This window comes from Bradyrhizobium xenonodulans (assembly GCF_027594865.1).
Lineage (GTDB): Bacteria > Pseudomonadota > Alphaproteobacteria > Rhizobiales > Xanthobacteraceae > Bradyrhizobium > Bradyrhizobium xenonodulans.
Genome location: NZ_CP089391.1, coordinates 3,825,205 through 3,849,995, shown reverse-complemented (window position 1 = coordinate 3,849,995; position 24,791 = coordinate 3,825,205). Strand labels below are relative to the sequence as shown.

The 24,791-nt window shown below is 63.8% G+C and carries 25 protein-coding genes; 15 read left to right on the top strand and 10 right to left on the bottom strand.

Going from position 1 to position 24,791, the window contains the following annotated elements; genetic code table 11:
• The first annotated feature begins 170 nt into the window (after positions 1-170).
• The 3 genes from I3J27_RS17965 (at position 171) to I3J27_RS17955 (ending at position 2,864) form a co-directional block, all read left to right on the top strand.
• Positions 171-1,979 (top strand): PHA/PHB synthase family protein, encoded by a 1,809-nt coding sequence (locus tag I3J27_RS17965; protein WP_270171920.1) that lies wholly within the window; start codon positions 171-173, stop codon positions 1,977-1,979.
• Between the two features lie 58 nt (positions 1,980-2,037).
• A complete protein-coding gene (locus I3J27_RS17960) occupies positions 2,038-2,436 on the top strand; it encodes an MAPEG family protein (RefSeq protein WP_270171918.1) in 399 nt (132 codons plus the stop codon).
• Positions 2,437-2,546: 110 nt separating this feature from the next.
• On the top strand, positions 2,547-2,864 hold the full coding sequence (locus tag I3J27_RS17955; RefSeq protein WP_270171916.1) for a hypothetical protein: 318 nt from the start codon (positions 2,547-2,549) through the stop codon (positions 2,862-2,864).
• Between the two features lie 92 nt (positions 2,865-2,956).
• Here the strand turns inward: I3J27_RS17955 and argC are convergent, their stop codons facing one another.
• The 3 genes from argC to I3J27_RS17940 form a co-directional block, all read right to left on the bottom strand.
• Positions 2,957-3,955 carry an N-acetyl-gamma-glutamyl-phosphate reductase gene (gene argC / locus I3J27_RS17950; protein ID WP_270171914.1) on the bottom strand — a complete coding sequence of 333 codons (999 nt, stop codon included), beginning with the start codon at positions 3,953-3,955 and terminating at the stop codon, positions 2,957-2,959.
• Positions 3,952-4,620 (bottom strand): FMN-binding negative transcriptional regulator, encoded by a 669-nt coding sequence (locus I3J27_RS17945; RefSeq protein WP_270171912.1) that lies wholly within the window; start codon positions 4,618-4,620, stop codon positions 3,952-3,954. Before I3J27_RS17945 ends, argC begins: the two co-directional genes overlap by 4 nt.
• A 224-nt stretch (positions 4,621-4,844) precedes the next feature.
• A complete protein-coding gene (locus tag I3J27_RS17940) occupies positions 4,845-5,375 on the bottom strand; it encodes a DedA family protein (protein ID WP_270171910.1) in 531 nt (176 codons plus the stop codon).
• Positions 5,376-5,646: 271 nt separating this feature from the next.
• Here I3J27_RS17940 and parE point away from each other — a divergent pair, with 271 nt between their 5' ends.
• Both parE and I3J27_RS17930 read left to right on the top strand, forming a co-directional pair.
• Entirely contained in the window at positions 5,647-7,686 is a 2,040-nt protein-coding gene (gene parE, locus I3J27_RS17935) for a DNA topoisomerase IV subunit B (protein WP_270171908.1), read from the top strand.
• A gap of 381 nt (positions 7,687-8,067) precedes the next feature.
• Positions 8,068-8,850, top strand: coding sequence for an outer membrane protein (locus tag I3J27_RS17930; RefSeq protein ID WP_270171907.1), 783 nt, complete (start codon positions 8,068-8,070; stop codon positions 8,848-8,850).
• 66 nt (positions 8,851-8,916) lie between these two features.
• On the opposite strand, the gene I3J27_RS17925 is transcribed toward I3J27_RS17930, so the two are convergent.
• On the bottom strand, positions 8,917-9,555 hold the full coding sequence (locus tag I3J27_RS17925) for a hypothetical protein (RefSeq protein WP_270171905.1): 639 nt from the start codon (positions 9,553-9,555) through the stop codon (positions 8,917-8,919).
• A 140-nt stretch (positions 9,556-9,695) separates the two neighbouring features.
• On the opposite strand from I3J27_RS17925, the gene I3J27_RS17920 reads away from it, so the two are divergent.
• Entirely contained in the window at positions 9,696-9,881 is a 186-nt protein-coding gene (locus I3J27_RS17920; RefSeq protein WP_007591540.1) for a hypothetical protein, read from the top strand.
• A 21-nt stretch (positions 9,882-9,902) separates the two neighbouring features.
• A complete protein-coding gene (locus I3J27_RS17915; protein WP_270171897.1) occupies positions 9,903-10,673 on the top strand; it encodes an SDR family NAD(P)-dependent oxidoreductase in 771 nt (256 codons plus the stop codon).
• 116 nt (positions 10,674-10,789) lie between these two features.
• On the opposite strand, the gene I3J27_RS17910 is transcribed toward I3J27_RS17915, so the two are convergent.
• The 3 genes from I3J27_RS17910 to I3J27_RS17900 form a co-directional block, all read right to left on the bottom strand.
• On the bottom strand, positions 10,790-11,557 hold the full coding sequence (locus I3J27_RS17910; protein ID WP_270171895.1) for an outer membrane protein: 768 nt from the start codon (positions 11,555-11,557) through the stop codon (positions 10,790-10,792).
• 179 nt (positions 11,558-11,736) lie between these two features.
• The gene (locus I3J27_RS17905; RefSeq protein ID WP_270171894.1) at positions 11,737-12,954 is read right to left on the bottom strand and encodes an FAD-dependent oxidoreductase; all 1,218 of its coding nucleotides are present in this window, start codon (positions 12,952-12,954) and stop codon (positions 11,737-11,739) included.
• Positions 12,955-13,022: 68 nt separating this feature from the next.
• A complete protein-coding gene (locus I3J27_RS17900) occupies positions 13,023-14,537 on the bottom strand; it encodes a caspase family protein (RefSeq protein ID WP_270171892.1) in 1,515 nt (504 codons plus the stop codon).
• Positions 14,538-14,734: 197 nt separating this feature from the next.
• Between I3J27_RS17900 and I3J27_RS17895 the strand changes: the two genes are divergently transcribed.
• From I3J27_RS17895 to I3J27_RS17875, 5 genes are all read left to right on the top strand, one after another.
• Positions 14,735-15,712, top strand: coding sequence for a helix-turn-helix transcriptional regulator (locus I3J27_RS17895; RefSeq protein ID WP_270171890.1), 978 nt, complete (start codon positions 14,735-14,737; stop codon positions 15,710-15,712).
• Positions 15,713-16,012: 300 nt separating this feature from the next.
• A complete protein-coding gene (locus tag I3J27_RS17890) occupies positions 16,013-17,548 on the top strand; it encodes a DEAD/DEAH box helicase (protein WP_270171888.1) in 1,536 nt (511 codons plus the stop codon).
• Positions 17,549-17,713: 165 nt separating this feature from the next.
• Positions 17,714-18,781 carry a GGDEF domain-containing protein gene (locus tag I3J27_RS17885; RefSeq protein ID WP_270171885.1) on the top strand — a complete coding sequence of 356 codons (1,068 nt, stop codon included), beginning with the start codon at positions 17,714-17,716 and terminating at the stop codon, positions 18,779-18,781.
• Between the two features lie 179 nt (positions 18,782-18,960).
• Positions 18,961-19,494: a bifunctional 3-hydroxydecanoyl-ACP dehydratase/trans-2-decenoyl-ACP isomerase gene (fabA, locus tag I3J27_RS17880; protein ID WP_270171883.1), complete on the top strand. Its 534-nt coding sequence runs from the start codon at positions 18,961-18,963 to the stop codon at positions 19,492-19,494.
• A 307-nt stretch (positions 19,495-19,801) separates the two neighbouring features.
• Complete coding sequence (locus tag I3J27_RS17875) at positions 19,802-20,188, top strand: MAPEG family protein (RefSeq protein WP_270171876.1); 387 nt, start codon at positions 19,802-19,804, stop codon at positions 20,186-20,188.
• A gap of 3 nt (positions 20,189-20,191) precedes the next feature.
• On the opposite strand, the gene I3J27_RS17870 is transcribed toward I3J27_RS17875, so the two are convergent.
• Positions 20,192-22,189, bottom strand: coding sequence for a BTAD domain-containing putative transcriptional regulator (locus tag I3J27_RS17870; protein WP_441467098.1), 1,998 nt, complete (start codon positions 22,187-22,189; stop codon positions 20,192-20,194).
• Positions 22,190-22,573: 384 nt separating this feature from the next.
• Between I3J27_RS17870 and I3J27_RS17865 the strand changes: the two genes are divergently transcribed.
• The 3 genes from I3J27_RS17865 to I3J27_RS17855 all read left to right on the top strand — a co-directional run bounded on the left by I3J27_RS17865 (position 22,574) and on the right by I3J27_RS17855 (position 23,662).
• Complete coding sequence (locus I3J27_RS17865; protein WP_270171871.1) at positions 22,574-22,915, top strand: hypothetical protein; 342 nt, start codon at positions 22,574-22,576, stop codon at positions 22,913-22,915.
• Positions 22,912-23,064 carry a hypothetical protein gene (locus I3J27_RS17860; RefSeq protein ID WP_270171869.1) on the top strand — a complete coding sequence of 51 codons (153 nt, stop codon included), beginning with the start codon at positions 22,912-22,914 and terminating at the stop codon, positions 23,062-23,064. The genes I3J27_RS17865 and I3J27_RS17860 overlap by 4 nt, the downstream gene beginning before the upstream one ends.
• A 184-nt stretch (positions 23,065-23,248) precedes the next feature.
• Positions 23,249-23,662 (top strand): hypothetical protein, encoded by a 414-nt coding sequence (locus tag I3J27_RS17855; RefSeq protein WP_270171867.1) that lies wholly within the window; start codon positions 23,249-23,251, stop codon positions 23,660-23,662.
• Between the two features lie 97 nt (positions 23,663-23,759).
• On the opposite strand, the gene I3J27_RS17850 is transcribed toward I3J27_RS17855, so the two are convergent.
• Positions 23,760-24,185, bottom strand: a complete 426-nt coding sequence (locus I3J27_RS17850) for a TfoX/Sxy family protein (RefSeq protein ID WP_270171865.1) — start codon at positions 24,183-24,185, stop codon at positions 23,760-23,762.
• A gap of 180 nt (positions 24,186-24,365) precedes the next feature.
• Entirely contained in the window at positions 24,366-24,764 is a 399-nt protein-coding gene (locus I3J27_RS17845; RefSeq protein ID WP_018323036.1) for a HesB/IscA family protein, read from the bottom strand.
• Positions 24,765-24,791: the final 27 nt, after the last annotated feature.

Here is a 24,791-nt window from a genome sequence, read left to right as displayed (position 1 = left end):
AACGGTACGAGCGAGAAAACATCCAAGGCCCCAATGGTCCAAGAGTTGCACCCTGATTGTGACCAAAGCAAGAAGTCTTGTCGCAGTGCAGCACATCTTGGAGCGTGTTTAACGCCTAACATGCGAGCTTCGCGGTGACGAATACGGAATGAATCGTTACTGTTCTGCTCATGAGCACCACCACGACCGACGCACCCAAATCCGAGACGAAGTTCGATGCGGAAGCCTTCGCGATGAATGTCGCGCGGGCGATGGAGAGCGGCGGCAAGGCGCTCGCCGCGTATCTGAAGCCACGCGAGAGCGGCGAGGTGCAGGACCGCCCGCCGGCCGAGCTCACGGAAGTGGTCAAGACCTTCACGTCGGTCGCCGAATACTGGCTGTCGGACAGCTCGCGCTCATCCGATCTCCAGACCAAGCTCGCCAAGGACTATCTCGACCTCTGGGGCTCGGCGGCCCGCCGTATGGCCGGCCAGGACGCCCCGCCCGCGATCGCGCCCTCGCCGCGCGACAAGCGCTTTGCCGATCCGGAATGGAAATCGAACCAGTTCTTCGATTTCGTGATGCAGCTCTATTTGCTCACGACCAAATGGGCGCAGGAGCTGGTGCGCGATGCCGACGGGCTCGATCCACGCACCCGCCGCAAGGCGGAGTTCTACATCCAGCAGGTCACCAACGCCCTGTCGCCCTCGAATTTCGTGCTGACCAATCCGGAAGTGCTGCGCGAGACGATGGCGAGCAGCGGCGGGAATCTGGCGCGCGGCCTCAAGATGCTGGCCGAGGACATCGCGGCCGGCAAGGGCATGTTGAAGATCCGCCAGTCCAATCCGGACAATCTCGTCGTCGGCGTCAACATGGCGACGACGCCGGGCAAGGTGATCTACCAGAACGAGATGATGCAGCTGATCCAGTATTCGCCGACCACGGAGAACGTGCTGCGCACGCCGCTCCTGATCGTGCCACCCTGGATCAACAAGTTCTACATCCTCGATCTCAAGCCGGAGAAATCCTACATCAAGTGGTGCGTCGACCAGGGCATCACCGTGTTCGTGATCTCATGGGTCAATCCGGACAAGCGGCTCGGCAACAAGAGCTGGGAAGACTACATGAAGGAAGGCCCGCTCAAGGCGATGGACGTGATCGAGAAGGTCACCGGCGAGATGAAGGTGCACACGGCCGGCTATTGCGTCGGCGGCACGATGCTCGCGACCACGCTGGCCTGGCTCGCCGAGAAGCGCCGCCAGCGCGTGGCGTCGGCGACGTTCTTCGCGGCCCAGGTCGACTTCACCCATGCCGGCGACCTCCTCGTGTTCGTCGACGAGGAGCAGATCGCAGCCCTCGAGCAGGACATGAAGGCGGCGGGCGTGCTCGAAGGCTCGAAGATGGCGATGGCCTTCAACATGCTGCGCTCCAACGATCTGATCTGGTCCTACGTCGTCAGCAACTATCTGAAGGGCCAGCAGCCGAGCGCATTCGACCTGTTGCACTGGAATTCGGATGCGACGCGCATGACCGCGTCGAACCATTCCTACTATCTGCGCAACTGCTATCTGGAGAACCGGCTCTCCACCGGCACGATGGTGCTCGACAACACGCTGCTCGATCTCTCCAAGGTCAAGCTCCCCGTCTACAACCTCGCCACCCGCGAGGACCACATCGCGCCGGCCGAGTCTGTGCTCTACGGCTCGCAATTCTTCGGCGGCCCCGTGAAATACGTGCTGTCGGGCTCGGGCCACATCGCCGGCGTCGTCAACCCGCCCGCCTCGAACAAGTACCAGTACTGGACCAACGACAACGTCAAGGACGTCACCGTCGCCGAATGGTTGAAGGGCGCGGTTGAGCACAAGGGCTCGTGGTGGCCGGACTGGCGCGAATGGCTGGGCAGCCTCGATCCCGAGGAAGTCCCGGCGCGCGTGGTCGGCACCGATGCCCTGCCCCCGATCGAGGACGCGCCCGGCAGCTATGTCAGGGTTCGCGCATAGCGCAATGAGGCGCGCGCTCGTATAAGCTCACGACATCGATATCGAAGGGGACCGGGTTATGACGCGTGAATTGTTCTGGCTGACACTGACGGTGATCCTGACCGGCATCCTCTGGATTCCCTACACCATCAACCGCTGTCAGGTTCGCGGCCTCAGCGGCGCCATGGCCAATCCCTCGCGCGGCGACAAGCCGCAGGCCGAATGGGCCAACCGCCTGATGTTCGCCCATGACAACGCGGTCGAGAACCTCGTGCTGTTCGCGCCGCTGGTGCTGATCCTGAACGCGATCGACTATTCCACCCAATGGACCGTGCTCGCCTGCGCCGTCTATTTCTGGTCGCGCGTCGCGCATCTGATCGTCTATGCGCTGGGCATCCCGGTGTTCCGTACCCTCGCCTTCACCGTCGGCTTCCTCGCGCAGGCCGTGCTGGCGCTGGCGATCTTCAAGGTGTTTTGAGGCATCGGGAAAACAGCTGCACGCCCCTGCGATCCGCGATATCGTCGCGCGGGCCGAGACATCCGATGCGAAGGGATTTCCCGATGCGGACCCTTTTGCCAGCCGTCGCAATGATCGCGCTTGCCGGATTTGGCGGCGCGGCACAAGCTCAGTGCCCCGAATTGACCCGTCTGCGCAGCGAGGCCGTGGAGGCCACAAGGCCGATGAACCGCGGATTGATGCCGGACCGCTGTGACGCCTACATCCGCGCATCGTTCGCCTGGAGCACCCTACGCGCCTACGCGCAGGACCATCAGGAAATGTGCGAGATCTCCAGCCGCTCGCTCAGCGAGATCGACAAGCTGCACCACGACGCAATGGTGGCCCGCAGCAATGTCTGCGCCGGCCGCCCCGTTCGAGCGTTTCCTGCCGATATCATCTTGCGTTGAAATGACGGGGCCCGGCTCTGCAGCGCATCACTCTGGACGATGCTTCGCATCGCCAGGGAAGTGCTGCGCTGCGTCCGGGGCACGAACCTGCCCTACTCCTCCGGCAATCCCAGCATCAGCCGCATGTTCTGCACGGCCGCACCGGACGCGCCCTTGCCGAGATTATCGAGCCGCGCGACCAGCACCGCCTGGTGATATTTGTCACTGGCGAAGACGTAGAGTTCGAGCATGTTGGTCTCGTTGAGCGCTTCCGGCTCGAGCTTGCCGCCCTTGGTCGTCTCGTTCTGAAGCGGCATCACCGACACATATTTCGAGCCAGCGTAGCGTTTTGCGAGCGCAGCCTGCAGGTCGGCTCCAGTGGGCTTGCCCGGCAGCGTGTCGAGCTGGAGCGGCACCGAGACCAGCATGCCCTGCCGATAGTTGGCGACCGAGGGGATGAAGATCGGCCGCCGCGTCAGGTTCGAGTAGAGCTGCAGCTCCGGCAGATGCTTGTGCTCGAAGCCGAGGCCGTAGAGCTCGAAGGACGGCGCACTACCGTCCTCAAAACTCGCGATCATCGACTTGCCGCCGCCGGAATAGCCGCTCACCGCATTCACGGTGACAGGATAGTCAGAAGGCAAAAGACCAGCATCGACGATCGGCCGCAGCAGCGCGATGCCGCCGGTCGGATAGCAGCCGGGGTTGGAGACTTTTCTGGCGGCCCTGATCTTGCCGGCCTGCTCCGGCGTCATCTCGGCAAAACCATAGGCCCAGTCGGGCGCAACCCGGTAGGCGGTCGAAGCGTCCAGCACCTTCGGCCCCGATGGGCCCATGCTATCGACCAGCGCGACGGTTTCCTTCGCGGCCTCGTCGGGCAGGCAGAGGATGACGAGATCGACCTCCTCCATCAGCGCCTTCTTGGCCGCGGGGTCCTTGCGCTTATCGTCCGCAATCGTCTTCACGACGACGTCGCTCTGGAGCTTGAGCCGCTCGTTGATGCCGAGGCCGGTGGTGCCGGAGCCGCCGTCGACGAAGACGGTGGCGGGCTTTTTGGCCGCGCCGGAGGTCGGGGCTTTCGCGGTTTCCGTGAGACTGGTTTCAGAAAGGCTCATGGCACGCTCCTTTCGAGCTTGTTGGTTTCGGCCGCGAAGGCTTCCGGCCTCACGTCCTGCATCAGTTGCGCGATCTCTCTGGCGTCGGCGTGGGCTTGCGCGCCGAGCGCATTGGCGATTGCCGTATAGTCGGCGTCGGACTTGTGCTGGTTGAGCTTGAAGCTGCCTTCGATCTCCTCAACCGTCATGACCAGACCCACGATCCCCTTCTTCATGGCCTCGAGCCGGCCCGCCGTCATCTTGCCTGATGTCCAGGGCTTCTTGGGCAGCAACCAGCTCTCGAACTTGTCGCTGAGCGTGTCGATCTGCACCGCCAGCTCATCGTCTGACAGCAGCCGCACCGGCCCGCTCAGATGCACCGATTGGTACAGCCAGGTCGGCACCTGATCCGGCGAGACGTACCAGTCGGGCGATACATAGGCATCGGGGCCGTTGACCGCGAGCAGCCAGGACGCATCGCCTCCCGCAAGCTTTAGCAGCGGATTGTGACGGGCGACATGAAAGGCGGCCTGCGGCGTGCCGTCGGCGGCATAGGTCAAATAGAACGGCAGCGGCGAAGCGACCGGCTTCTGACCGTCGAACGCGCACATGGTGCCGAAACCGCGTTCCTCGGCAAATTTCAGGCTCGCGGTGCGGTCCTGCTTGAAAAAGGGTGGCGTGTACATCGTGGTCTCCTGCTGGGCCTCCTTGGGGGCCGCCGGATCAGATCGCGCTGACAGGAGAGAGAATGCCGCGGATCGGATCCAGCGGCAAAGACGATGATCTCAAACGCGATCGACCGCCCAAACCGCAAGACTGCGGCGGCGGCGACGGGCGAACAGAATGGTCGCGGCGTTGATCATGGCGCGCGGCTATAAGGCCAAGCGTGGTTCCCGTCAAGCTTCCGGCGTCAAATGACCCGCCAGATCCATTCCATGACCTTGGCGATCACGTCGCCGAACAGCAGCAGCGCCGCCGACCAGACCAGCGCCGAAACGAAATTGGCGGTCTGAAAGCTCCAATAGGGCATCTCGAAGATGCCGGCTGCGAGCGGCACCGACGCGCGCAAGGGGCCGAAGAAGCGGCCGATGAAGATGCTGGGCACGCCCCAGCTCCGCACGAAGGCCTCGCCCTTGGGCAGCAGTTCCGGATAGCGCGAGAGCGGCCACATCTGCGCGACCTGCTCCTTGTAGCGATAGCCGAACCAGTAGGAGACCCAGTCGCCGAGCGCAGCCCCGATGCCGCCGGCGATCCAGACCGGGTAGAAGCTGATGCCGCTGACGCCGATCAGAGCGCCGATCGCAACCAGCGCGCCCCAGGCCGGGATCAGCAGCGAGATGAAAGCCAGCGACTCCCCGAACGCGAGCAGGAACACGATCGGGGCTGCCCAGACCTGGTGAGCGCGCACGAAGTCGGCCAGTGCGTGCGCGTACTGCTCCATTCCAGATTGCCTTCCCCGCCCCGTCACGGTCCTGTCAGATAAAAAGACTGGTAAGCCAAGGGGTTGTGTGACATCAAGTCACAAAGCCCGGCCCAAACCGGGCCCAGACGTCACATTGCCGGGAATTGGTGGGCCTGCGGCGTAAAATCGCCGGGATTGGCTCCCACCCACACCCGCCTGGCCGGCACGCGGTGACCTCAACAGGTCAGCCGTGGCATAGTCTGCCTAACCGATTCGCCGCGTCCGCGGCCCTCAAAGCACATCAAGATATATGTCCAAGCAGTTGAAAACCAAAGCAGACCTGTTCCCCGCTGACGAGCAAAAGCCTCGCACGGCCGCCAAGGCGGCTTCGCGTGGAAGCGGCGGAGAAGCCGACTACACCGCGGCTGACATCGAGGTGCTCGAAGGCCTGGAACCTGTACGGCGCCGGCCCGGCATGTATATCGGCGGCACCGACGAGAAGGCGCTGCATCATCTCTTCGCGGAGGTCATCGACAACTCGATGGACGAGGCGCTGGCGGGACACGCGACCTTCATCGGCGTCGATCTGAGCGCGGACGGCTTCCTGACGGTCATCGACAACGGCCGCGGCATCCCGATCGATCCGCATCCGAAGTTCCCGAAGAAGTCGGCGCTCGAAGTCATCATGTGCACGCTGCATTCGGGCGGCAAGTTCGACTCCAAGGTTTACGAGACCTCGGGCGGCCTGCACGGCGTCGGCATCTCCGTCGTGAACGCCCTCTCCTCGCTGCTCGAGGTCGAGGTCGCGCGCAGCCAGAAGCTCTACCGCATGACGTTCGAGCGCGGCCATCCGAAGGGCAAGCTCGAGGATCTCGGCAAGGTCAACAACCGCCGCGGCACGCGCGTGCGCTTCAAGCCCGACACCGACATCTTCGGACCTAAGGCCGCGTTCAAGCCGCAGCGCCTGTTCAAGATGACGCGCTCGAAGGCGTATCTGTTCGGCGGTGTCGAGATCCGCTGGAATTGTGCGCCCGAACTGCTCAAGGGCGTCGAGGACGTGCCGGCGGAGGCGACCTTCCACTTCCCCGGCGGCCTCAAGGATTACCTTGCCGCCGCGATCCACGCCGACACCCTGGTGCATCCGGATATCTTCTCCGGCAAGTCGGGCCGCAACGGCGCGCATGGCGCCTGCGAATGGGCGGTCGCCTGGACCGCGGATGCCGACGGCTTCCTGTCCTCCTACACCAACACCGTTCCGACGCCCGACGGCGGCACGCACGAATCCGGCCTGCGCAGTGCGCTGCTGCGCGGCCTGAAGGATCACGCCGAGCGCGTCGGCCAGGGCAAGCGCGCCGCGTCCATCACGTCGGAAGACGTGATGGTGGGTGCCGCCGTGATGCTCTCGGTGTTCGTGCGCGAGCCTGAATTCCAGGGCCAGACCAAGGATCGTCTCGCCACCGCGGAAGCGCAGCGCATCGTCGAGCAGGCGATGAAGGATCCGTTCGACCATTGGCTGTCGGGCAATCCAAACATGGCCAACCGGCTGCTCGACTTCGTGATCGACCGCGCCGAGGAGCGGCTGCGCCGCCGCCAGGAAAAGGAAACGGCGCGCAAGACCGCCGGCAAGAAGCTGCGCCTTCCGGGCAAGCTTGCCGACTGCACCGATGCCGGCACCGAAGGCTCCGAGCTCTTCATCGTCGAGGGTGACTCGGCAGGCGGCAGCGCCAAGCAGGCGCGCGACCGCAAGACCCAGGCCGTGCTGCCGTTGCGCGGCAAGATTCTCAACGTCGCCTCCGCCGGCAAGGACAAGCTGACGGCGAACGCCCAGCTCTCCGATCTCGTGCAGGCGATCGGCTGCGGCCAGCTTGCGCATTATCGCGAAGAGGATCTGCGCTATCAGCGCATCATCATCATGACCGACGCCGATGTCGACGGCGCCCATATCGCTTCGCTGCTGATCACGTTCTTCTACCGGCAGATGCCGCGGCTGATCGACGAAGGCCACCTCTTCCTCGCCGTGCCGCCGCTCTACAAGCTGACCCACGGCACCAAATCGGTCTATGCGCGCGACGACAAGCACAAGGAAGAGCTGATCAAGAGCACGTTCAACGCCAACGCCAAGGTCGAGGTGAACCGCTTCAAAGGCCTCGGCGAGATGATGCCGGCGCAGCTCAAGGAAACCACCATGGATCCGAGCAAGCGGACGCTGCTCAAGGTGGTGCTGCTCGCCGACGACCGTGACACCACGGCGGATTCGGTCGAGCGGCTGATGGGTACCAAGGCCGAGGCGCGCTTCGCCTTCATTACGGACAAGGCGGAATTTGCCAGTGAGGAACTGCTGGACGTCTGAGGCAGCGACCTTTCGTCCAAAGCCCCGGCCCAAGGCCGGGGCTTTTTGTTTGCGGCAGGCCGCAGCCGATCGGCGACTCGGTCAGCGACTCACAGGGCGCCAAGGCCGAGGCAGAATTGCCTCCATTTCGGACAAAGCCCGATTGCTAACGAAAGCTTACTCGATCTCGGTTTTTGATAATCAGGCCAAGCCATTGATACCGCTTATTTATTATCGATTTCAGCAATCGCGACCCAAATCCCGGAAGGGCGGTGTTTCCCGGCGACTGTGCCTGTCCGGCAACAGCATTTCGGTGGAAAGCGTCTATAGTCCGGGCATCAGATCACTCGGACTTCAGTGCGCTCGCGCCTGCCAGACAGACCAAAGGTTGGGGATTTTAAAATGAAGAAGATTGTGCTCGCATTGACCGCGGTTGCCGCGATGACCGGTTCGGCCTCGGCGGCCGACCTTGGCGCCCGTCCCTACGTGAAGGCTCCGATGGCGGCTCCTGTCGCCAACTGGACCGGCTTTTACATCTTCGGCGGTGGCGGTGGCGGCCTCTCGAATGCCGACCAGAGTGTCGTCGATACCGCAACGGGCACCCCGCTGACGATCACCCAGCGCCAGGGCGGCTCGGGCTGGTTCGGCACGGTCGGTCTCGGCTACGACTGGCAGTTCAACAGCACCTGGGTCGCCGGCGTGTTCGCTGACGGTCAGTTCGGCAGCATCCGCGCCACCATCCAGGATCCGCTCCTTCAGATCACGGGCTCCCAGAAGCTGGAGACCTCGTGGGCCGCGGGCGTTCGCCTCGGCTGGCTGGTCGCTCCGAACGTTCTCTCCTACGTCAACGGCGGTTACTCGGGCGCCCACTTCGGTCGCACCAACTTCACCGACCTCGCAGGCGTTCCGGTCGGCGCCCACCTCAACGGTTACAACCGCAACGGCTGGTTCGTCGGCGGCGGCGTCGAGAACAGCCTGAACATCTTCGGCATCCAGTCGCCCGGCTGGTTCATGAAGACCGAGTATCGTTCGGCCTTCTACAACGCCAAGACTCAGGATGAACTGCTCGACGGCAGCAACCTCCCGGTTGGCAACAGCATCCGCGCCAACAGCTGGAACCAGACGATCTCGACCTCGCTGGTCTACCGCTTCAACTGGACCGGTCCGGTCGTCGCGAAGTACTGATCTGATCTGAATTCAACTTCAGACGTCAAAGCCCCGGCATCGCCGGGGCTTTTTCGTTGTGGGCCGTCAGCGGCCGACGCTTGCCTTCAACGATCGGTACGCCTGTCCAAGCTCGTTCTCGATCTTCGCCCAATCGGCATCGGTGATGGCCTCGCCCCGCGCGTCGCGCAACGCCATCGCCTCCGCCCGCCCGAGGCCGAACTGCCGGATGCCGGGATCATCCGCGCTCCTGCCATAGGTCAACGCCGTCACGCGGACGATGGTGACGCCATAATCGTGCGGGGCCACCGCCTCGCGGCGCGCCTGCCACCAGTCGAGCTCGAGGCGGGCAGCCTCGCCCACGTCGAAGGCCACGGGCGCGGCCGGCGCGAAGGCCCGGTAGTAGGCCACGAGGGCCGGCAAGGCCGCGTCGGCCTCCCGGCGCGAGCGCGTCGGCTGGAACGTCCTGCCGGCGTCGGCCGCGCTGAGCGCGATCTGCAAGCTTTGAAGCGGGGAAAAGCCGAACTGAATGCGCGTCGATGCATAGAGATGGTAGAACAGCGCCGCGTAGCGCTTGTCGTAATAGTCGTGCCACATCGCGGTCTCGATCCGCGCCATCTCGGCTGGATCAAACGCCCGTAGATCCGCACGACGTGGAACGACGGCATAGGCCGCGACCAGCACGGCCGCAGCCGCGGTTCCCAGAATCGCTTTGCGCAGGGACATGCGTCCTCCAGGCGGCCTTGCATCCGCGGCCATTGTATCCGAACCGAAGCTACGGCTAGTCTGCGGGCAAGTTTTCGTGGCCCGCGGCGTTTCGTTGATTTCGGGGGCTGCGACAGAAGCAGACCGATGGGGAGGAATGCATGCGCAGATTTCTGCTTGTAGCAGGCCTGTTTGCCCTCGCCGTCGGGCTGCTCTGGATCGGACAGGGCACGGGCACCGTCGCCTGGCCGCGGTCGAGCTTCATGGTCAACCAGCTGCAATGGGCCGGCTATGGCGCAGCCATGGCCGGCTTCGGGCTGGTACTGATCTGGCAGAGCAACCAATAGAAGAAACCAGGAAATAGAAGCATGACATCCAACCGGTTCGATCTCCGCGGCAAGGTCGCGATCGTCACAGGGGGCAATGGCGGCATCGGGCTTGGCCTCGCCCACGGGCTCGCCGACGCCGGCGCCGACATCGCCGTGGTCGGCCGCAACGAAACCAAGTCGGCCGCAGCCGTTGCCGATCTCCGGCAGCGCGGCGTCAAGGCGATTGCCGTCACCACCGACGTCACGGACAAGGCGGCGGTCGCAGCCATGATCGACCGCGTGGTCAAGGATCTCGGCCGCATCGACATCCTCATCAACAATGCCGGCATGAGCATCCGCAAGCCGCCGCACGAGCTCGAGCTCGATGAGTGGAACAAGGTGATCGACACCAACCTCACCAGCGCCTTCGTGTGCTCGAAGCTCGCCTATCCGGCGCTGAAGGCGTCGGGCAACGGCAAGGTGATCAACATCGGCTCGATGATGTCGATCTTCGGCGCCAGCTTCGCCACCGCCTATGCGGCGAGCAAGGGCGGCATCGTGCAGTACACGCGCGCCTGCGCCAACGCCTGGGCGCCCGACAACATCCAGGTCAACGCCATCCTGCCGGGCTGGATCGACACCGACCTCACCCGCGGTGCGCGGCAGCAGGTCTCGGGTCTGCACGAGCGCGTGCTGGCGCGCACGCCGGCGGGACGCTGGGGCGACATCGACGACTTCGCCGGCATCGCCGTGTTCCTCGCCTCGCCCGCCTCGAACTTCGTCACGGGCACGGCGATCCCCGTCGACGGCGGGTTCTCGGTGATGGCGTAAGCGCATCCTGCACGCGAGACAATTGCGTCCAAAAAAGAAGCCCCGGACGATGCCGGGGCTTTCCAGTTTTTGCAGTAATCGTCTTTTGTCGCTTGCTTGGTCGTTGGCTGACGCACTCAGTAGCGGGCGATGACCGGCGCGTCGAACTTGTAGCTGGCGCGGACGACGGCCCACTGGATGTCGCGCGGCTTGGCATCGAAGGTGTAGCTGCCCGAGGTGCCGCCGAGCTGATAGGTCTGGCTGCCGAAGGCGGCGTAGTTGTATTCGAGGCCGACGATCCAGTTGCGGGTAATGCCATATTCCCAGCCGGCGCCGACGGTCCAGCCGTTGGCCCAGTGGGTCTGACCGCCCGAGCCCGTCGCCGGAGCAACGGTGTCGCTGACGCTGAGACGGTTGTTCACGCCGGCATAGCCGCCCTTGATGTAGAACAAATTGTTCTGCACGGCGAAGCCGGCGCGACCGACGACGGTAGCGAGCACATTGGCGCGCCAGGAGAACACATCGTCACCGGCGCCGAACGCGGTGTTCGTGAACGAGCCCTTGTTGTCGAGGCCGGAAATCGTACCTTCCATGCCGAACACGTAATTGTTGGCCTGCCAGTTGTAGCCGATCTGAGCGCCGCCCATGATGCCGGCGCCACGCTGACGATAGCCCTGACCCGGACTGAGATCACCGAACGCCGTCGTGTTCCCGCTGTTGATGAACTGCTCGTTGGTCCATGCACCACCGATATGGCCGCCGACATAGAAACCGGTCCAGTTGAACAGCGGCTCGGCATAGGCGGGCGCCTTCGTGTAGCGCGCGCCGAGATCGGCGGCGGAGGCAGCACCGGTCGAAACCAGAGCGGTCGTGCAGGCGAAGGCGGCAATCAATTTGTTACGCATGGTACACCCCGTGTCCTTTGATGGGTGCACGCTCACACGCAGTTCTTACTCAAATTTGAATCAAGAAAGTTAAGACGCCGGATTGGCCGGCGGCGCGCCATCAATCGGTCTGCGCTGTTGCACGCACGCAACGCACCGCGCAGCATTTAACGCGGCATTATCCCTACCGGATCGTTGCGCTATGATGCTCGCGCGGCCTTCGACTGCACGTGCTCGGGCCGCACGCCGAGCGCAAGCAGGTGCGCCGGAATGCCCTGGAGCCACGGCAGTGCTGTGATGAGGCGCACGACCAGCGGCACCTTCAGCGGCTGATCGCCGCCCTGCAAGGCGCCGCTGATGATGTTGTTCTGCACGATCATTTGCATGCGCTGCGTCATCTTCACCGGGAACTCGCGCCGGCGACGCACGGCATCGAGCTCGTCCTCGGATGGGCAGCCGCGCGCAAGCTTGTCCGCGAGCAGATTGGCCGTCGCGACCGCATCCTGTACGGCCAGATTGACGCCGACGCCGCCGACCGGCGACATTGCATGCGCGGCATCGCCAATGAGAAGCAGACCCGGCTGCGTCCAGCGAGGCAGACGGTTGATCGCGACGGTGAGCAGCTTGATATCATCGAAGCTCTTCACTTCAGCGATGCCGGATCGAAGGATCGGCGCCATGCGCACGATATCGTCGAGCAGCGCCTGCAACCCCCTCGCCTTCACCGCCTCATATTGTCCCTTGGCGATGACATAGGCGCATTGCCAATAGTCGCCGCGATCGAAGGTGATCATCATCTTGCCGGGCTCGACGCGCGCGAACACGTTCTCCGTCTCGTCGGGTTTGCGGCCGGCGCGGAACCACAGCACGTCCATCGGCGCGCCGATCTCCTCGACGCCAAGCCCCGCGCGCTCGCGCACGGTCGAATGCCGGCCGTCGCAGGCGATGGTGAGGTCGGCCTCGATGTCGACGACGCCGTCCGGCGTCTTCGCACGCACGCCGGCGATGGTCTCGCCGCGGCGGATCAGATCGACGGCTTCCGTGCTCATCATCACCTTGAGCGAGGCGAAACGCTTGCCGGCCTCGCGCAGGAAATTGAGGAAATCCCATTGCGGCATGAAGGCAATGAACGGGTATTTCGTATGGAGTCTTCTGAGATCGGCGATCCGCACAGGCGTGCCGCCGAACAAGCCGTCCATCGTTTGCAAGCGCTGATGCGGCAGCTTCAGGAAGGCGTCGATGAGCCCGAGCTCATCCATCGCCTGGAGCGTCGAGGGGTGCACCGTGTCGCCGCGAAAGTCGCGGAAGAAATCCGCATGCTTCTCCAGCACCATGACATCGACGCCAGCACGCCCCAGGAGATAGCCGAGCATCATGCCGGCCGGCCCGCCGCCGACGATGCAACAGCGGACTTTCATGGAGCGCGGTGCGGGTTGATGTGGCGTGGCTGTATCCATGGAAGCGGCGACGAGAAGCTCCGACGCGATCAATTGCTGCCGCGGTTCGCGGCGCGAAAACTCTTGATCTCCGACACGCTGCCGTCGCGATAGGTCAGCTCCACCGAGACGGACTGCGTGGTCGGCGGGAGCTTCATGTAGAGCGGCATGCCGGCGCTGATCGCGCTGGGATCGCGCATATCGCAGCCCGGCATCTTCAGCACCTGGTTCGGAACGGCGGTGTCGATGCCGATGCGGACCTCGCGGATGGCGCAGCGGTAGGAGACGAGGTGGGTGTAGTAGACGAGCAGTCCGTTGAATTCGCGGAACGACAGCCAGCTCGTCGCGGTCATGTCGAGGATCTTGCGCTGGTCGCGGATCAGCGCGGCCTCGGGGTCGAACCGGATCGGGAACGGGCCCTGCATGTCGCCGGATGGATCGACATAGCGGACCTCGATGGTGCCCGCCTGCGCGTCCGCCGGCAGTTCGATCGAGGGGTTCGGCATCCGCTTGCGCGTGCGCGGATCGAGCGTGTCGATGAAACCGGTCTCGCGGAAATCGCCATTGCCGGCCATGCGCCAGGAAATCCCGAGCGTCGGATCGGCGAAGGAGAACACCACGCTCCAGCCGCCATTGTGGCGGGAGAAGCTGGCGATCGGCGCGTTGGTGGTTTCCTCCTTCGGCACGCGTGGCACCGACACCGGTGGCAGCGCCGCGAGCTTCTGCGGCGGCGGATCGGCCGGGCGCTCGACCGCATCCTTGGCCATGCCGCTGAGGAAGACGTCATCGACCATCTGGTCGAAATAGACCGGCACCTGCCTGTGCTTCACGGTATCGGCCATCTCGCTGACGGCGCGGCGGGTGCGCTGTGCCACCTGCACGAGGTTCTCGCCGGGCCGGAGCAGCTCCTTGGCGAAGGTGCGCGTGAACACCGAATTGGGATTGGCGTCGTCGTTGGAGAGACGATCGAGCGCGGTCTGGCGGGGACCCGCCGAGAACACCGAGAACACGCCTTCAGGCAGCTGTACCATCGGCGCAAGCCCGCCGCCGCCGGCGACCGCACGGGTGCCCTTGCGCTCGAACGGGTTGTTGCGGCAGGCGTCGAACACCAGGATCGAAGTGCGCGCCTTCTTGTTCTGAAGGCGTTCGACGATGCGGTCGGCGAGGATGGAGGCGTCGCGCACCAGCTCTTCCTGGCCTTCCGTCGCCGCCGGCACGTCGGTCGGCAGCAGATAGTTCTGGCCCGCGATCTCGAAACCATGGCCGGCGTAGAAGAAGAACGCGGTGTCGCCGGGCTCGATCGCCTTGTCGAAGGCAAGCAGCGTCTCGGAGAATTGCTGCCGGCTCTGGTTCTCGGCGACCATCACCGAGAAGCCGAGCTGCTTCAGCGTGTCGCCCATGGTGCGGGCATCGTTGACCGCCTTGAGCAGCTTCGGGACGTTCCGGTAGTCGTTGTTGCCGACCACGAGCGCGACGCGCTTCTCGGCATAGGCGGGAAGCGCAAGGCCACTCAGGCCCGCCGCGAGGCCAAGGGCCGCCAGAATTCTGAAAAGCCGACGCGTCATTGCAAATTCCCGTTGCAGAACGGCTCTTCCCGGTTCCCTCGAACGGTCGTTCATTGGACCCTTGCCGTTGATGTGATAGTCGGCCCAGCCATATCGACGGTTCAAGGGCACGGCCAGCGGTTCTATCATCTCGCCTATGGCAGATGCTGCCGGAATCTGCTCTTTCTTGGGCAAGTCCGTTGAAGCGAGGCGCTGCCATGTATTGGTGTACCGACGAGGTCGAGCCGCATGACCGCTTCGACTATTGGCGCGAGGTGCGCGCCAAGGGCCTGTTCGGCGTCACCGCCGAGCTCGAGCGCGAACGGCGCGGCGACTTCTACGGCGAATTCTCGCTGCGCCAGCTGAGTGGCGCCGGCCTCGTCGAGCTGAAGGCCTCGCACTACGCGGTCGAACGCAGCAACTCCGACATCGGCTACGCGCCCGGCGACAGCATCTGCGTCTACCAGCAGCTCGGCAGCGGCGGCTGGTTCGGCGGCATGCGCGGAAGCGACTTCGCGATCGCCAATGGCAGCTTCGCCACCAGCCATACCGACCAGCCCTATCGCACTGCGCCGCTCGGCGCCGGCGGCTTCCATTTGCGGATCCTGAAAATCCCCGTGCGTGGCCTCGCGACGCAGGACAAGCGCATGGGCGAGCTCGCGCCCAAGACCTTCAACGATCCCACTCTGGCGCCCCTGCTCGGTGCCTGCTTTGCCGATCTCGGTGAGGCCGCCGCTGACGATCACGGCACTGTCGGTGCGACCTCCCCGGTCCAGACCTCCTTGGTCCAGGCCCTCGCCCATCTGGCACTGATCGAGCGCGGCATCGTCCGGCCCGGCAGCCGCCTCGGGCAGGCCGCGCTGCGGACCGCCCGGCTCTCGCAGGCGCGGCGGCTGATCGCGCGCTACCTGCAAGACCCCGATCTGGCGCCGACCAAGGTGGCTGACCTGCTCGGCGTGTCCGTACGTCACCTGCACATGCTATTCGAGGCCGCCGAGAGGAGCTTCTCGCAGACCGTGACGGACGAACGCCTGAAGCAGAGCCGCCGCCTGATGCGCGAGGCGCCGGACCGGCTGATCGCCGACATCGCGGCCTCTTGCGGCTTCGAGAGCCTGGCAACCTACTACCGTGTCTTCAACGCCGCCTACGGCATGGCCCCCGGTGACTTCCGGGCCCAGGGGCCGGAACGGCGTTAGCCGTTCCCCAACCGCTGTGGCCCCGATCATTGAGCGAGGCGGAAAAGCCTAGCCGCGCCCGTGATTTGGACAAAAACCTCAGGTTTTTTAGGGTCTTCCCGCGCCCGCTCCATTGACTTTGGCCGATTCCGCCCTATGTTCCGGGGCGACGCGGCTCAGATCGAAGAGCGATTCCTGAGCCTTGCGCTTTGTTCGCGTGAGTCAGCACCCCCAGCTTCTTTGAGAGCGCGCCGTTTCGGGGTGGAACGCGACAGCCTTAATTACCCTCGATTCCGAACGGCGGTTTCGACCAGAGGCTCAATGTCCTTTACAGATCTCGGACTGTCCGAAAAAGTCCTCGCCGCAGTGGCGGCCACCGGTTACACCACCCCCACCCCCATCCAGGAACAGGCGATCCCCCACGTCCTCGCACGCAAGGATGTGCTCGGCATCGCCCAGACCGGCACCGGCAAGACCGCGGCCTTCGTGCTGCCGATGCTCACCATCCTCGAAAAGGGCAGAGCGCGGGCGCGCATGCCGCGCACGCTGATCCTGGAGCCGACCCGCGAACTCGCGGCGCAGGTGAAGGAAAACTTCGACCGCTATGGCGCCGGCCAGAAGCTCAACGTCGCCCTCCTGATCGGCGGCGTCTCGTTCGGCGACCAGGATGCCAAGCTGACGCGCGGCGTCGACGTGCTGATCGCCACTCCCGGCCGCTTGCTCGACCATACCGAGCGCGGCGGCCTGCTGCTCACCGGCGTCGAGCTGCTCGTCATCGACGAAGCCGACCGCATGCTGGACATGGGCTTCATTCCCGACATCGAGCGCGTCTGCAAGCTCGTCCCCTTCACGCGGCAGACCCTGTTCTTCACCGCGACCATGCCTCCGGAGATCCGGCGCATCACGGAGGCCTTCCTGCACAATCCGCAGAAGGTCGAGGTCTCCAAGCCCGCCACCACCGCCGTGACCGTGACGCAGGCCCAGGTACCCGCCGGACGCGAGGCGCATGAGAAGCGCGAGCTGCTCCGTCGCCTGCTCCGCGAGGCCAAGGATCTCAAGAACGCGATCATCTTCTGCAATCGCAAGCGTGAGGTCGCGGTCGTCCACAAATCGCTCCAGAAGCACGGCTTCAGCGTTGGCGCCCTCCATGGCGATATGGACCAGTCGGCCCGCACGGCGGCGCTCGAACAATTCCGCAAGGGTGAGCTGCCCCTCCTCGTCGCCTCCGACGTTGCCGCCCGCGGCCTCGACATTCCCGAGGTCAGCCACGTCTTCAATTTCGACGTCCCCCACCATCCCGACGATTACGTCCACCGCGTCGGCCGCACCGGCCGCGCAGGCCGGTCCGGCATGGCGATCTCGCTCGTGACGCCGCTCGACCAGAAGTCGATGGTGGCGATCGAGAAGCTAATCGGCCAGAGCATTCCGCGCGCCGAGGGTGACTTTGAAATCCACACTGAGGGCGGCGATGCGACCGAGCGCCCGCGCGAGCAGCGCGGCCGTGAACGTTCGCGCGGCGGACGCGGCAAGCCGCAACGCGGCGGTCGCGATCGTGAACGCAGCCACGAGCCGCGCGAGGCACGTGGCGAGGCAAGACACGCTTCTGAGACGAGGCCTTCAGCCGAAACACGGCCCGCTCCCGAGGCGCGGCCCGCACGCGAGGCAAGGGCTCCGCGTGAAGCAAGGGCATCATCCGAACCGCGCCACGGCGCGCGCCAGCAGGCCAACGCCTCGCACGTGCCGTCGATCGGCCGCCCCGAACCGCGCCGCCAACGCGAGGCCGACAGCGAGCCCGGCGATCACTCGCATCTGCCGGCTTTCCTGCTGCGGCCGGTTCGCTCCCCCGCGGGCGCCTGAAGCGCAAAGCGCTCCAGGCTCGGTTGAGATAAAGCCGGCACTCAATTTTTTGGATGCATTCGTGAACGTATATTTACGGGGCGTTCACGATCGTCCGTTAGCCTACGAACATAATTTAAGCATTGCTGCGGTCGACGGCGCGTCGATCGTTGTGGGGTATGTTCCGTGGTCAAAGTGCTCGACGAACACGAACGCACGATGGCGTTTGCCGAAGTGGCGCTCGGTCAGATCCGGTCGCTTCGACAGACCGCAATTCCCCGCAATTACGAGATCTGGTACGTCTACGCCACCGGCTATAACGCGCCGCTCAACAAGATCATCAACGAGACGCTGGCGCGCCACGGCAAGCTGACCGAAGGCGATCTCGAGCAGATCTACGAGACCTACCTCTCCCACATCAAGACCACTGACCGCATCGACAAGGTCGGCGCACGCGTCATCGGCGAGATCGACGACGTGATGACGGTGCTCAGCGAAGCGCTCGGGATGACCGGCTACTACGATGCCAGCCTGTCGGGCGCGACAGAGAAGCTGTCGTCGGCCAAGAGCCGCGACCAGATCAAGTCGATCGTCGAGACGCTGCTGCGTTCGACCAGCGAGATGCGCGAGACCAACAAGGCGCTGGAAGATCGCCTGACGCTGTCCAAGAACGAGATCAGCAATCTCCAGCAGAGCCTGGAGGCGATCCGCGCCGAGAGTCTGACCGATCCGCTCACGGGCCTCGGCAACCGCAAATATTTCGATCGCATGATCGGCATGGCCGTGCAGAGCGCGCTGGCTTCAGGCGAGCCGCTGTCGCTGCTGCTGTTCGACATCGACCACTTCAAGTCGTTCAACGATTCCTACGGCCATCTCACCGGCGACCAGGTGCTGCGGCTCGTCGGCCTGTCCATGAAGCAGACCATCAAGGGCCAGGACATCACTGCGCGTTATGGCGGCGAGGAGTTCGCCGTCCTGCTGCCCAACACGGCGCTACGTCAGGCCCTCACGGTGGCTGATCATATCCGCCGCGCCGTAATGGCGAAGGAACTGAAGAAGAAGTCCACTGGCGAAATCCTCGGCCGCGTCACCATCTCCGTCGGCGTCTCCATGCTCAAGCCAGGCGATGACACCGAGGCGCTGATCGAGCGCGCCGATGCCTGTCTCTACGCCGCCAAACGCAACGGCCGCAACCGCGTGATCTGCGAGGTCGATCCGGAATTCGCGGTCGAGAGCCACAGCCGCGTGGCGTAGGTTTCCATCAACTGCCGTAGGGTGGGCAAAGGCGCATCGCGCCGTGCCCACCAAAAGCCGTGGGCGCGCTCCGCTTTGCCCACCCTACGGCACCGCCGCTTGACATTATTCCACGGTGAACAACATCTGCCACGACGGCATTGGCCGCCTGCACCCGAGCCCGCAAAGGACTTGTCGTCGTGCCCAACAACCCCCACGACTTCCATACCCCGCAACCGTCCTACAGCAGGGATGAGCTGCTGAGATCGAGCGACGGCGGCTATTTCGGCCCGGGCAATGCGCAATTGCCGGCGCCGCCGATGCTGATGATGGATCGCATCACCGAGATCAGCGTAGATGGCGGCGCGTTCGGCAAGGGTCATATCGTCGGCGAGCTGGATATCGCACCGCGCCACTGGTTCTTCGATTGCCACTATCGCGGCGACGCGATGATGCCGGGAAGCCTGGGCTTGGACGCGATGTGGCAGATGGTCGGCTATTGGCTGGGATGGTCGGGCTCACCGGGCAAGGGCCGCGCCATCGGCGTCGGCGAGATCGATGCCACGGGCTTCGTCACACCGGAGACGCGATGCGTGCGCTACGAGGTCGCCATGCGCATGGTCCGGCGCGGCAAGCTGGTGCTCGGAATTGCCGACGGCCGCGTGCTCGCCGACGGCCTCGGTGTCTTCACGGCAAAGGATATGAGGGTTGGCCTCACCAAGGCGGTGGATTGAGCCTAATTAATCCCCCGGATTGGCGCGCTTCCGAACCGGGCGCCCGCCGCTCGCCGTCCTCAGCGCTTTCGTGGGCTTGACGCGGCGGTCGCAACCGCGTGATCTGCGAAACGGATCGGAATACGTTGCGGAAGCGCGCGGCCAGGTGGCGGAGCCGCGGCGCACGTTCGGATCTGAGCTCTCATATCGAGAGGCGCGCGATTCAGAGGTCCGAGGGAGAGCCAAATTGGGCGCAATAAGTCTTCACGATCCCCTTTTCGGCACATATGTCGTCGCGGCCAGCCTGATGATCTTGAAAGCGGTAGCGATGTCATGGCTGACCGTGGTTCGTATGGTGCAAGCCAAGGGCGGCTACCGTTCGCCGGAGGACATCCAGAAGACCCCGATGAATCCTGCGCCGGATCCGGCGCAGCTTCTTCCCAATGAACGTGTCGATCGGATCCGCCGGATCCAGATGAACGATCTCGAGAGCCTGCCCTACTTCCTGATTGCAGGCCTTCTCTATGTTCTCACAGAGCCGTCGCTGCGGCTCGCGCAATGTCTGCTCTACGGCTACGTCGCCTCACGCCTGCTCCATTTTTGGGCCTATCTCACCGGGCAAATCCACGAAATTCGCGCGACGTTGTGGACGGTCGGCTCGATCATCCTGGTCTTCATGACCGTTCGCACGCTTCTCGTTGCGCTCGGCGCTTGAGGCTCAATCGGCCACCCCGGCTGCCTGCTGGGCCGAAAGGTAGCGTTCGAGAGCGTCCTCCTGCTTGAAAAAGCGCATGGCGCGCAAATCGCGGATCGTTGTTTTTTGTGCCGCATCGCGGCGCCGCGTGACCTCCCGGCCTTCTTCCAGGCGGCCGGCAGCGACCAGATTGGCCGCCAGCATACGATGGCCGGTCCCATTGCCGGGATTGTGCCGAACCGACTTGCGGGCCCAGGCAATGCCCTCCTCGTGGCGCCCGAGCGCAAAGTAGGACGCGGTCAAGCCCGTCATCCACAAATGCAGCATGCTGTCGTAGGGGCTGAGGACGAGAGAACGATGAAGGCATATGACGGCATTCTCGTAGTCACCTCCCATGCTGTCGATCATTCCGAGCACGCCCCACGCGAATGCCGAACTGGGATTGAGCCTCACGGCCTCGCTGGCATGAACGCGGCCCTGATCGTTGTCGCCGGCCGGCCCAAACAGCGTGAAACCATACACCGCATGGGCAAAGGCGTCCGTGCCATCCTGCTCGACGGCCCGGCGTGCGAGACCGAGCGCCTCGGTTGTGGCATCCGGCGGGGTGTGAGCCCCAAGCGGTGCCGCCATGACCAGTCCCCACGCCAGCGCGGCGAGCGTCGGCGTGCGCGCCTGGTCAAGATCGAGAGACCGTCGAAGCAGCTCGATCGCCTTGGTAACGTCATCACGGGTGCCGCCCCATAAGTGGTGAAGGGCCCGCAAATAAAGATCATACGCCGAAAGATCGGTTGGTGGCTTGCGGCGTGCGCGTTCGATTTCGGCGCCACGAACGGCGGGGTCAACGACCGCAGCGACACTGCTGCTGACGTCGTCCTGCAGATCGAAGATGTCCGTGAGCGGACGGTCGTAGCGATCGGACCAGACCTGAGCCTCACTGCCGGTATGGGTCAGCTCGGCCGACACGCGAATGCGGTTGCCGGCTTTGCGTATATGCCCGCTCAGGACGTACTGGACACCGAAATGTTGCGCAATCTGCCCGCTTGTCATCCCCTTGTCCCTGAGGGCAAAGCTCGACCCGCGCGCGATCACCACAAGCTCGCGGAAGCGCGACAAGGCTGTAATGATGTCCTCAGTGATGCCGTCGGCGAAATAGTCCTGTTCGGGGTCACCGCTCATGTTCCGGAATGGCAACACGACCAAGGACGGCTTCTCTCCGCGCATCATGAGCACCAGAGACGGGGAGGCCTCTGACATGACCTCCCCTGAAACGGGCGCCACATCCTGCGTCCTGCGCAGTTCCGAGGCCAACGTTTTGGTTGCCAGATCCGGCTCAGTGCTGAGCTCGCGCTTGAGCAGAGCAACGACATCCAGATAGTATTTGAGCGCTTCGGCGTTTCGTCCGGTTGCGGACAACGCGCGCATGATCAAGCGATGCGAATCTTCGCGCAGGTCATTGAGCGCACTGGCGCGCTGGCCGGTCCGCAGTGCCAGGTCCGCGTGTCCCTCCGATAGCTCATGCTCGCCGAGCCTCACCATGGAGCCAAGAGCCAGCTCCGAGAAGCGCTCTCGTTCGCCGGCTACCCATTCGCTCCAGCCTTCTTCGCCGATGCTGATGTCATCGGCCAAACGGCCACGATAGAGATCCGCCGCCGCGCTCAACGCGCTACGGCTACCCTCTCGGACCAGCTGTTCAAATTGGCTCACATCGCATGCGATCAGCGTGGCATTCAGCGATACGAATTCGCCGTCGCTCCTAAGACCATCCGGGCCCAGGATTTGACGCAGCTTGAAGAGCGCCTGCCGCAGGTTCTGCTTCGCTTGCGCATCGAAGTGAGATCCCCACAGCAAGGCCGACAGTTTTTCGCGTGGCTGCGGGTCAGGTGCCGTGCAAGCCAGAAACGCAAGCAATCCAGCGAGCTTCTTATTCGGCAAGCTGACGGCGCCATCCGGCCCTGTCAGTACGCAACGTCCGAGAAGCGAGAGGCTAAATTCAGGGCGCGACACAGATGTCGTTCTATCCACTCTGCCTCCAATTTAAGCAGTCGCACTCAGTGCGTATACATTCTACACGAGTTGCCGGAATTGCGAACGTTATTAACGCACCGATGACGGTCGAATAACGCCAGCGAAGACGACTGCAGGTTCTGATCGAATTACGTCGAGACACCGTTTTGGTGAATCGACGCCGCGTAATTCCATCGGGAAAGCCGTCATGCACGCGCGTCATCTCATCGCGGCCCTCGCTGTTCTTTTCGCGGTCCTTGCCGGGGTCGACGTTGCGGTCACGGCCTTTGCCACTCCCGGAGCCAGAGCCGTTTCAGACTCGGCACCTCCGGTCTCACCGCTCCTCTTCGGCCGCGACTGACTGGACTCCAACTTCACGACGATCATTATCTGGAGGTCACATTGACCGATACCGCGCAACCAAGATCGCAAGCGCTCGCTTTTGGGCAAGACGGTGCCATTTCGCCTGCAAAGGATTTTCATCTGCCCAGCTTGGCGCCCCTCACGCTGTTCGTCACCTGGTACCAGCGCGCCTGCTTCAGGTCGGAGCTGCTCGAGGACCTCAGGCATAGGCCCGAATACCTCAGCGACATCGGGATTTGCCGGCACGAGGCGACGACCGAAACCAACCGATTCTTCTGGGAGCCGATCCTGCTCAGGCGCAGCATGAAGACCGACTTTCCAGCACGACCTCCGGCCTCTCTCGGAGCATCAACGATTCATGAATCTCGGCGGCGCGCGTGACAACGATCCTGAGCGCGATCTCCCGAACCGTCCTCTCGGTCACCGGCGCAGAATTTGCGAAACACGTTCTGCTGCTGGCAGCAGCCTGCGCTTTCGTGTTCGTGCTCTCCCTCACCTATGACTTGGATTTGAGCCTCGGATTCTTTTGATCGCCGCGTCGGCAAGAACCAGGAACGCCGTACGCCGCGGAGCGTGCCGACGCCCGCGACGACCTCGTCACACCCCGCGTATTCCGGCCGCCACAGCCCGCAATCCGACGATGCACGGTGCTGATGCGCACGCAAACGAGGAACCGATATGTATGTTGGCAAGATATTGTCATTGGTGCCCGCAATGAACGACCTTTCGTACCCTGCGGCCGGACCGGCTTCCGACGCTTCCGGTCTTCTCATCGAGAAGAAAGCGCGGAACGTCTTCGATTCGATCACAGCGGTGCTGCACTGTTCACGGCGCCTTCAGGCACGTCGAATTCTCCGCCAATACGAGCATTTGATGCCGTCTTCCGAACAATCCGTCCCGCAAATATCCAGTCAAAATTCCGGAGATCGCAAAATGCTCGTCACCAGCAAGGCGGCTCAAGCAAAATTGGTTGCTCGCTCCCCCGCACGAAATGAGATGGGCTGGCTCATGGCCGTGGCCTTGGCATTCCTGGTGATTCATATCGTCGCCGGGACGATCTGGATGCGCGCCTCCGCGAATGAGACCACGACCTCCCGATCTGACGTAATATCCTCCTCGTACGACTAGCGAAGCGTCGACACAGCCAACCCATTTTCGATGGTCGCGCCGACGGCAGCCTATCTTCGGAAATTTTTTGGGAGGCTCGCCGAGAGAACCAGGAGGCCTAGTTCTTTCGTTTGACGCGTTTTCGAATTGGCGCCTTCTTGCCCGTCTTCACCTTCTTGGCAACGGACTTCTTCGCTGCCGCCTTCTTCGACTTCGGCCGCTTCTTCACCTTGGCGCGCTGGGCAGCGGCGAGCGCCGCTCTCGCCCATTGCGCAAGCTCCTCGGAATCGTCGAACAGGCGCGCGGGCAGCTCCCAATAGGAGTTCACCAGTACGGTCTTGGCGCGGGTGGAATACTGGAACGGCTTCGAGCCTTCGGCCTCGAAGTCCGGGATCGTCACCTCGTCGGCGCGGAAGAACAGGCCGGCCCGCAACGCGAGCGCGAAGTTGATGCCGTCGGCGGAGATGCCATAGCCGGAAAACATCTTGCGGATGGTGACGGGGCCGAAATCGGCGAACAGGTCGATCAGGAATTCGCGGTCCATGGCCCGGGTGCCTCCCCATCGTCCTGGCGAACGCCAGGACCCATTACCCCAGGGAGGAGTTTAGCGAAGACTGCAAGTCGTGCCAGTGTCGGTCCTGGCACCTCCCGCTATCGAGAGATCACGTGGTATGGGTCCTGGCGTTCGCCAGGACGACAGCTGAGCAAGACGCGAAAGCCGGGCTTAGCCGTCGATCTTGGCCGGACGCAGCTCGACCGACTCGCCGCAGCCGCACGCGGAGATCTGGTTGGGGTTGTTGAAGACGAACTGGGCCTGCATCTTGTCGGCCTTGTAGTCCATCTCGGTGCCGAGCAGGAACAGCACGGCCTTGGGATCGACCAGGATCTTGACGCCCTTGTCCTCGACGACCTCGTCGGTCGGGCGGACATCATGGGCGTATTCGACCGTGTACGACTGGCCGGCGCAGCCGCCGTTCTTCACGCCGACGCGCAGGCCGACGATCTCGGAATCGGCGCGCTGGGTGAGCTCGGTGATGCGCTGGGCAGCGGCATCCGTCAGCCGCATCACCTGCGGGCGCGGGCGCCGGGGCTTTGGTGTCGAAGCTGGTGTTGCCTGTGTCATATCAATGATGTGGTCCGTTGCGGAGCA